Below are 3,156 nucleotides of genomic sequence, written 5' to 3' on the forward strand. Positions count from 1 at the left end.
ATGTAGAAATGGTTATGCCCGGTGATAATGTAAAAATCACAGTAGAGCTTATCGCGCCTGTGGCACTTGAAGATGGAACTCGTTTTGCGATTCGTGAAGGTGGTAGAACAGTTGGTTCGGGTGTTGTAACTAAGATTATCGAGTAGCAAAAGGCTTGGTATGGCAAAGGGAAACACGATTAAAATAGGGTTGAAGTGTTCAGAGTGTGGTGATATTAATTATAGCACCACCAAAAACACAAAAACAAAGACAGAAAAACTGGAGCTCAAAAAGTTTTCTCCTCGTTTGAATAAGCACACAATTCACAAGGAAGTAAAACTTAAAAGCTAGGCTTTGCCTAGCTTATAGGTCAGTAGCTCCAATGGTAGAGCGTCGGTCTCCAAAACCGAATGTTGGGGGTTCGAGTCCCTCCTGGCCTGCCACACGACTATGGCAATAAAAAAGCTATAGTTATGAGGAGCTATGAGTGATAAAAAAGAAAAGAGATACAAATGATAAAAAAAATAAGAGCCTATTTCCAAAGCGCAAATGAAGAGCGAGCAAAAGTTATATTCCCTACAAAAGAGCAGATTCGCAATGCCTTTGTATCTGTGCTAGTTGTAGTGAGTGTAATTACTCTGTTTTTAGCTTTGGTTGATTGGATTTTGTTTCATTCTGTATCGATTGTTTTATAATATTATTGTGGAGGGTAAGACTTGGAATGGTATGCGATACAAACATATTCTGGGAGTGAAAAGTCAGTCGGTGAGGCAATCCGCAATCTTATTATTCAAAATCAGATGCAAGATAGATTCGGCGAGGTTGTTGTCCCTACGGAATCTATTATAGAAACAAAGAAAAAGATTGTAGATAGAAGTCTCTATCCGGGTTATGTGTTTATTCAAGTTGATTTAGACACAAAACTTTGGCATATGATTCAGTCTTTGCCTAGGGTTGGACGCTTTATTGGTGAGAGCAAAAAACCTACACCTTTGAGTGAGACTGATATTGCAAAGATTCTAGAAAAAGTAAGGAATCCAAGCGCACCTAAGCCAAAAATTTCTTTTGAACACGGCGAGGTTGTGCGCATTATCGATGGTCCTTTTGTGAATTTTACAGGCACGGTAGAAGAGTATGATTTAGAGCATAAAAAACTCAAACTTAATGTTTCTATTTTTGGGCGTAATACGCCTGTTGAGATTCTCTATTCACAAGTGGAAAAAATTATCTAAATTTTGGTAGAAAAGGAAGGAATACGCAATGGGTAAGAAAGTTGTTGGTGAATTGAAATTACAGATTCCAGCAGGAAAAGCAAATCCATCTCCTCCTGTGGGTCCAGCATTAGGGCAAAGAGGGGTGAATATTATGGAGTTTTGTAAGGCATTTAATGAAAAAACAAAGGATATGGGTGATTTTAGTATTCCTGTTGTTATTACCATTTACCAAGATAAGAGTTTTACTTTTATCACCAAGAAGCCTCCTGTAACTGACCTTATCAAAAAGGCGGCTAAAATCACAAAAGGTTCAGATAATCCTCTTAAAAACAAAGTTGGGAAATTGACAAGCAAACAGCTTGAGGAAATTGCCCAAACTAAAATGGAAGACCTTAATGCTTGCGATATTGAGGCTGCAAAGTTGATTGTGGCAGGAAGTGCAAGAAGTATGGGCGTTGAAATCCAAGATTAAAAATGGAGTTTGTTTATGGGTAAAAAGATAGCAAAGAGACTACAAGCATTGCAAGCAAAGGTAGATTCTCAAAAAATATATGATGTGCAAAGTGGTGTGAGTGCAGTTAAAGCCTTAGCTTCGGCAAAATTTGATGAAACTGTTGAGGTAGCATTGCGCTTGGGGGTTGATCCAAGACACGCTGATCAAATGATTCGAGGTGCAGTTGTCCTGCCACACGGAACAGGTAAAAAAGTGCGTGTAGCTGTATTTGCAAAAGGTATTAAAGCAGATGAGGCAAAAAATGCGGGAGCTGATGTTGTCGGGGCTGATGATTTAGCAGAAGAGATTAAAAATGGCAATATCAATTTTGATATGGTTATTGCTACCCCTGATATGATGGCTCTTGTGGGTAAGGTAGGACGTATTTTAGGACCAAAGGGCTTGATGCCAAATCCAAAGACAGGCACGGTTACAATGGAAATAGCTAAAGCTGTTTCTAATGCTAAAAGTGGGCAAGTGAATTTTAGAGTAGATAAAAAGGGCATTATCCACGCACCCATTGGTAAAGCTTCTTTTCACGAGGACAAGATACGAGATAATATGCTTGAGCTCGTGCGTGCTATCAATAAACTTAAGCCTACTTCTGCAAAGGGTAAATATATTCGCAGTAGCACATTATCATTGACAATGAGTCCTGCGATTAAGCTTGATTCACAAGAGCTTATGGATACAAAATAATTGCATTTATTTTTATCTTAGACCAAAGAGCTTAGGGGCTTAGGCTTAAAAATAACCCTAGGTGAGGTTTTGGGCTGAAAGGAGGAGAGATGACTAAGCAAGAGAAGATTCAAATTGTTGAGCATTTGAGTTCTGAATTTAAACAGGCTTCAGCCTTTATTGTATGCGATTACAAAGGTTTGCAAGTAAGTCAAATTGAAGCGTTAAGACGCGCTTCAAGGGCTGCAAATATTAAAGTGCAAGTGATTAAAAACACTCTCGCAAGTATCGCCATCAAAAATGCAAGCTATCCTGATTTAGAGCTCAAGGACACAAATATTTTTCTTTGGGCAGATGATCAAATCGCTTTGTCCAAAGTTGTTTGTAAGTTTGCAGATGCCCACAATGAGCATTTTGCTCTAAAATTTGGCGTGTTTGATGGAAAAGTGGTTGATACCAAACACATCGTGTCTGTTTCTAAGCTACCAAGCAAAGAAGAGCTTATTGGTATGTTGCTATCTGTATGGACAGCACCAACTCGATACTTTGTTACGGGGCTTGATAATTTAAGAAAACAAAAAGAAGAAAAATAACATAAGGAGCATAAAATGGCAATCTCTAAAGAAGAAGTACTAGAATACATCGGCAATCTCTCTGTGTTGGAGCTTTCAGAACTTGTGAAAGCTTTTGAAGAAAAATTTGGTGTAAGTGCAGCACCAACGGTTGTAGCAGGAGGTGCAGCAGGCGGTAGCGCAGCAGCAGGCGGTAGCGCAGAAGAGAAAACTGAATTTA

General features: G+C 38.9%; 6 protein-coding genes, 1 tRNA gene and 2 pseudogenes. All 9 read left to right on the plus strand.

Annotation, left to right across the window (positions count from 1 at the left end):
- Positions 1-146: pseudogene (gene tuf, locus J1E28_RS07635) on the plus strand (elongation factor Tu); the annotation flags it as partial.
- Positions 147-159: 13 nt separating this feature from the next.
- A complete protein-coding gene (gene rpmG / locus J1E28_RS07640) occupies positions 160-330 on the plus strand; it encodes a 50S ribosomal protein L33 (protein WP_291028426.1) in 171 nt (56 codons plus the stop codon).
- Positions 331-346: 16 nt separating this feature from the next.
- Positions 347-422: transfer RNA gene (locus J1E28_RS07645), tRNA-Trp, on the plus strand.
- Positions 423-494: 72 nt separating this feature from the next.
- A complete protein-coding gene (secE, locus tag J1E28_RS07650) occupies positions 495-674 on the plus strand; it encodes a preprotein translocase subunit SecE (RefSeq protein ID WP_291028437.1) in 180 nt (59 codons plus the stop codon).
- 21 nt (positions 675-695) lie between these two features.
- Positions 696-1,211 carry a transcription termination/antitermination protein NusG gene (gene nusG, locus J1E28_RS07655; RefSeq protein ID WP_291028428.1) on the plus strand — a complete coding sequence of 172 codons (516 nt, stop codon included), beginning with the start codon at positions 696-698 and terminating at the stop codon, positions 1,209-1,211.
- A 28-nt stretch (positions 1,212-1,239) separates the two neighbouring features.
- Positions 1,240-1,665: a 50S ribosomal protein L11 gene (rplK, locus tag J1E28_RS07660; RefSeq protein ID WP_291028431.1), complete on the plus strand. Its 426-nt coding sequence runs from the start codon at positions 1,240-1,242 to the stop codon at positions 1,663-1,665.
- Positions 1,666-1,680: 15 nt separating this feature from the next.
- Complete coding sequence (rplA, locus tag J1E28_RS07665) at positions 1,681-2,385, plus strand: 50S ribosomal protein L1 (protein ID WP_291028433.1); 705 nt, start codon at positions 1,681-1,683, stop codon at positions 2,383-2,385.
- Positions 2,386-2,474: 89 nt separating this feature from the next.
- The gene (gene rplJ / locus J1E28_RS07670) at positions 2,475-2,957 is read left to right on the plus strand and encodes a 50S ribosomal protein L10 (RefSeq protein WP_291028435.1); all 483 of its coding nucleotides are present in this window, start codon (positions 2,475-2,477) and stop codon (positions 2,955-2,957) included.
- A 15-nt stretch (positions 2,958-2,972) separates the two neighbouring features.
- Positions 2,973-3,156 (plus strand): annotated as a pseudogene (locus J1E28_RS07675) (50S ribosomal protein L7/L12); the annotation flags it as partial.

This window comes from Helicobacter sp., assembly GCF_022511165.1.
Taxonomy (GTDB): Bacteria; Campylobacterota; Campylobacteria; order Campylobacterales; family Helicobacteraceae; genus Helicobacter_C.

Excerpts from the sequence above, each read along its gene's own strand:
- rpmG (WP_291028426.1), top strand. The coding sequence starts at position 160 with ATGGCAAAGGGAAACACGATTAAAATAGGGTTGAAGTGTTCAGAGTGT.
- rplJ (WP_291028435.1), top strand. The coding sequence starts at position 2,475 with ATGACTAAGCAAGAGAAGATTCAAATTGTTGAGCATTTGAGTTCTGAA.
- rplA (WP_291028433.1), top strand. The coding sequence starts at position 1,681 with ATGGGTAAAAAGATAGCAAAGAGACTACAAGCATTGCAAGCAAAGGTA.
- rplK (WP_291028431.1), top strand. The coding sequence starts at position 1,240 with ATGGGTAAGAAAGTTGTTGGTGAATTGAAATTACAGATTCCAGCAGGA.